The organism is Bradyrhizobium sp. NAS96.2 (assembly GCF_001908235.1).
Classification (GTDB): domain Bacteria; phylum Pseudomonadota; class Alphaproteobacteria; order Rhizobiales; family Xanthobacteraceae; genus Bradyrhizobium.
In genome coordinates this window covers 1-4,115 of sequence record NZ_LGHK01000316.1, presented here as the reverse complement: position 1 = coordinate 4,115, position 4,115 = coordinate 1, and the positions used below count along the sequence as shown (strand labels likewise).

Below are 4,115 nucleotides of genomic sequence, written 5' to 3'. Positions count from 1 at the left end.
CCGGCGAGAGCTCGTCGAGACCAGGCAGCAGCCGCCGGCAGATCGCCAGATAACGCGGGATGTCATGGTTCGAGAACACCTCGAGCGCGACGTCCCAAGGGATATCAATCATTCCCCGCGTCTTGCGGCAATAGGCGGCAGCCTTGTCGCCGCGCAGGCCGGCGGCGCCGACCAGCACCTTAAGCATTGCCTCGCTCACGCGCCCGCGCCAATCGGCGCGGATCTGCGCTGCGGTCTGCGTCCCGAAATCGTAGCCGATCGCGCCGGTCGGCCCGGAGTTGTCGCTCGGATGCTCGAGGACGGTCCGATAGCGCTTGTTATAGAACGCCTGGCTGGTGACCTCGGCCGAGACGATCAGGTCGAAGGCGGCGCGGGAGATCCCATGCAAATCGATAGCGCTCGCAGAAATCGCTGCGTTGGTCATCGTGATAGTCCTTTGGGGGATGTTGAAGGTGACTAGAGTGCGAAAACGAGAACGACCACGAGCACCGTCGCAACGATGACGGTGCATCCAATGATTGCGATCCAATCTCTCCCGGCCTTCATAGCAGCAAGCTGACCGGTTGAGCCCTGACAACGTTGACTTAGATCAACCAGTCAGACCAGGGCGTTTGCGCGCGTGAGCAGCAGGTCGACCTGCGCGTCAGAGAGGCCGAGGGCCGCGATCATGCGTTGCACCAGCGGATCAGCCCGCCGGAGCTCGGTCGCGAGATCCCATTCCTCCTGGACGGCCTGATCCGCGGCGATCGCGGCCTTGACGATCGCCCAATTGCCGAGCTCGTCGTAAGCCCGTTTCAGTCCGAGCTTGGTGCAAGAGCTCGGCACCAGCGACGGCGGCGCGAGGAACGCAACGACCGCCGGATCATCATCGGCGATCGCCTCAGCCGCGACGCCTGGCTGCTCACCGGAAAACCAGCTGATGATTTTGCCATCAGCATTTCGCTCAACAAACCCCATGCCGCCCTCCTATTTCCCCAGCAGATCGAACCAGCCGCGCGTCGCAATGCGGAAGGTGGTGTTAGCAGTGGTCGATCGCGCCACGATGCCCTGTGCCGTATCAGTCCAGACCCTGATTTCGGTCACGTTGCCCGACGAAACGGTCGTTACTTCGGCGCCGGTGCCGTATGCGTTGTAACCGGGCGCAACGTCGGCCATTGCTTTGTCGTGAACGACCCAAATGCAGTTCTGCGAGGAGCTCCAGCCAATGACGTTCAGGATTGCCTGCACCTGGACGCCGAGCGGAACGCTCGCGAGAGTGTAATTCGTCAGTGCGACGCCAAGGTTTGTAACAGCAACATCCAATGAAACGCCCGGCCACCAGAATTCCTGACCACGCTGCAGAAGCTGCAACCATAAGCCGCCCGAGCCAAGCCATTGCGAGCCGATGCGCCGGAATAGCGTGTATCCTGCTGGCAGCATCGGCGCCGTCGCACTGAGCGAAGCAAGGACGTCGACCGCTTGCGTGGTCGGGTTCTTGATTAGATGAATGTGGTAAAAGCCGGTGGCGGCTGCCCCTGTGTCCAGGATTCCGCCATTGTTGCCAGCCGACCAGTTCGACCCGATGGATTTCGCGATGGGGGCTGCCAAAACTATTATGTCAGCCGCCGTGCTGTCCGTAGCAACGCCGGCCGCGATATTGAGCGTGGCTGATGATCCCGGAGTCGTATAGTCAGCCCGGATATATAGCCGCGCAGAACACCGGGAATGCCGAGGTTGACCCGAGCAAGAGGTTTGTTCGGTAGATCCGCAAGATTGTTTGCCGACGAAAGATCGCCCGCTCCGGGCTGACCGACGCGGTTAAAATTCCAATCTGCAAAGGTGCCGGCGCCGGCGGTCCTGTCGACCGTCATCGTGATGACCTGCGCCGCGGGATCGTACAGACAAACGCCTTCCATCCAATTGGTCGGCGAGCCATTCGACGATGCGCGCAGGCGAACACCGTTCTGGTATGAAAAGCCTGTGACGGCCGAGAACACCTTCGATCCGGCGCCGATCGCGAGTGCGGTCCCGCTCGTCGCCTCCGTCGCGCTTTGACCAATGAGCAGCCATTTGCCGGCGGCCAGGTCGGCTGCGAACGCTCCCGACAGATGCGGGACGATGCACAGATAGATATTTTTGTTGAGCGGATGCACGACGACCGACGCCGGCGGCCCGACAACGTAATTCGTCGCGGTTGCCCAAGTCGTCGTATTGCTCCACGGCACAGCGCCCGTATCGCCCTTGTCACCCTTGGCCGCCAGAACCTGCCAGTAAGTCATGTCCGGTGCCGGATGCCCCGACCCCTGCGCCGGGTTGATCCAGACATAGGACGTTCCCGCGGTCGTCTGCACGTCACCGACCGAATAGGTCGCGGCGTTGTCGTAGGCCCCACGAAAGCTGAAACCCTTGTAGATCCCGAGATAGGTCCAGACGCCGGTGGCATGAACCCACATTTTCCCGGTCGTCGGCTGCAGCGCATACTGGCCGTCCGAGCCGAGCGAGGGATCGGGCGCGGCGAGCGACACGTCGACAAACCAAAAGAAGCCCGTCGTATTCAACGCCGCGACAAGCGTCGAAACATCGGCCATTGCCTGCGCGCCGGCGATGCGCTGCTGCGACACTCTCCAAACGACATAGGCGACGCCAGCCTGCGCGCCACCGCCCCACGGCGGGATGACGAGATGCGTAGGATCAGTGACATCTGTAATGATCGTCTGGAAATTGCCGATCTGCAGGATATCGCCCGGCCGCACGTTGGTCCCGGACCAGATCGTTCCGACGCCAGTGACGGCCGTTCCGTTTGCTGCGACGGAGATCGTCCCGGTTGAATAGCTAGTGAGCGCCGTCATTGGCTACGGTCCTTCCTGCAAAAAGATGCGAGACGTCGCCGGCGGCGCCGCCGCCGCATCGGCCTCGGCCTGGATCGCCTCGAGCTCGGCAACCGTCTTGGCCGCGCGCGTGCGGACGACCATGGATCGCCGCTTGTTTTCCTTGGTCATGAGCTCGTCGGGCTTGGCGAGGATCGTCTGCGCCAATGCCTGCGGCGTAACGCCCTCGAGCGCGGCAGCCTCGGCGAATTCGGCGGACGGTCCGGCGCCGGCAGCGACCGCGGCGGCCAGCGTGCGCTTGCGATCGTGCGCGATGTCGTGGCCGTCGACCATGTAACGTTGGTTGACGATCGCCTCGACGCGCTTCCGCTTGCCCTCGATAACGCTCACTCTCATGGCGCGATCGCCTCGACGTCCAGCCGCCTGATCCGGTACGGATGCGCCGGCGCGACAAAGATCGAGTAGCGGCCAGGATGATCGACCGCGAACTCGAGCCGTCCATCGGTCACTCGCTCGAAATGCACCATCGCGCCGTCGAGCGCGACCGTCGCGTCAAACTCGGCCGGCGAAACCGTGAGCTCGAGCAGATCCTCGCCGTCTGCCTTGACGGACCGGACCTCGCCGGAGATCTCGACGTCGAGTTTCGGCACTATCTGGCCGTCCTTCACCCAGGCGTCGGCGATGTCGACCTCGCCGTCATAGAGAATGTGCGGGATGCCCATCTCCGCGTATTTCTCGGAAAGCGTTTCCATCCCCATCTCGACCTGCAGCGTGACGGCGGTAATCACGCCGTTGTCGTCATGCCTGACGATCACTTTCGGCCTGGCGGCCGGCGCCTGGTCATCGACCAAGGTCGGCTCGGCGGCGCCGGCGGTCGTTACCGGCGAGCTGCCAGGCGGCATGTAGCCGGCAACGGCCCATGCCCCATCAAGCGTTACCCCCGTCATCCTGCGATCCTCCTGAAAAGTGCGAAGTAAAGACGGCCCACCTGGTTGCCGAACTTGAACCGGAACTGCAGCGACGAGGTCGTGACCTGCGCGTAGTTCCAATAGTCGGAGCTGTTGCCGCGAAAATTGGTAAAGCCCAGATACTGAGTGCCAGGGCTCAGCGTGATGTTTGTGTCGGTGTAGCCGGCCAGGAACGGTACGGCGTCGAGCGTCGACGGAAAGAAAAACGTTGCGACGGAGTCCTGCGAGCTATCAAGAATGCCAGAGGCGTAGAACTGATGCCCCGACCAGCGTGAATCGAAAACCATCTGGTCGATATTGGCGACCGTCACGTCGACGCCCGGCAGGCTTACGCTCATTG

At 62.5% G+C, this 4,115-nt stretch carries 7 protein-coding genes; all 7 read right to left on the bottom strand.

Going from position 1 to position 4,115, the window contains the following annotated elements:
• Positions 1-424 (bottom strand): lysozyme family protein (locus AC628_RS40640; protein WP_502689836.1); only part of this gene is annotated, 424 nt, incomplete at its 3' end.
• Positions 425-597: 173 nt separating this feature from the next.
• Entirely contained in the window at positions 598-957 is a 360-nt protein-coding gene (locus AC628_RS40635; RefSeq protein WP_074132408.1) for a hypothetical protein, read from the bottom strand.
• A 9-nt stretch (positions 958-966) separates the two neighbouring features.
• Positions 967-1,587: a hypothetical protein gene (locus AC628_RS40630; protein WP_074132407.1), complete on the bottom strand. Its 621-nt coding sequence runs from the start codon at positions 1,585-1,587 to the stop codon at positions 967-969.
• Positions 1,588-1,592: 5 nt separating this feature from the next.
• On the bottom strand, positions 1,593-2,732 hold the full coding sequence (locus tag AC628_RS40625; RefSeq protein ID WP_143202082.1) for a hypothetical protein: 1,140 nt from the start codon (positions 2,730-2,732) through the stop codon (positions 1,593-1,595).
• A 99-nt stretch (positions 2,733-2,831) separates the two neighbouring features.
• Positions 2,832-3,203: a hypothetical protein gene (locus tag AC628_RS40620; protein ID WP_143202081.1), complete on the bottom strand. Its 372-nt coding sequence runs from the start codon at positions 3,201-3,203 to the stop codon at positions 2,832-2,834.
• On the bottom strand, positions 3,200-3,754 hold the full coding sequence (locus AC628_RS40615) for a hypothetical protein (RefSeq protein WP_143202080.1): 555 nt from the start codon (positions 3,752-3,754) through the stop codon (positions 3,200-3,202). The genes AC628_RS40620 and AC628_RS40615 overlap by 4 nt, the downstream gene beginning before the upstream one ends.
• Positions 3,751-4,115, bottom strand: a 365-nt coding sequence (locus AC628_RS44580) for a hypothetical protein (RefSeq protein ID WP_168193546.1), incomplete at its 5' end; no start/stop codon positions are given. The genes AC628_RS44580 and AC628_RS40615, both read right to left, overlap by 4 nt.

Bases quoted from the DNA above. Each gene is read 5' to 3' on its own strand.
- AC628_RS40635 (WP_074132408.1), bottom strand. From the start codon at position 957: ATGGGGTTTGTTGAGCGAAATGCTGATGGCAAAATCATCAGCTGGTTT.
- AC628_RS40620 (WP_143202081.1), bottom strand. From the start codon at position 3,203: ATGAGAGTGAGCGTTATCGAGGGCAAGCGGAAGCGCGTCGAGGCGATC.
- AC628_RS40615 (WP_143202080.1), bottom strand. From the start codon at position 3,754: ATGACGGGGGTAACGCTTGATGGGGCATGGGCCGTTGCCGGCTACATG.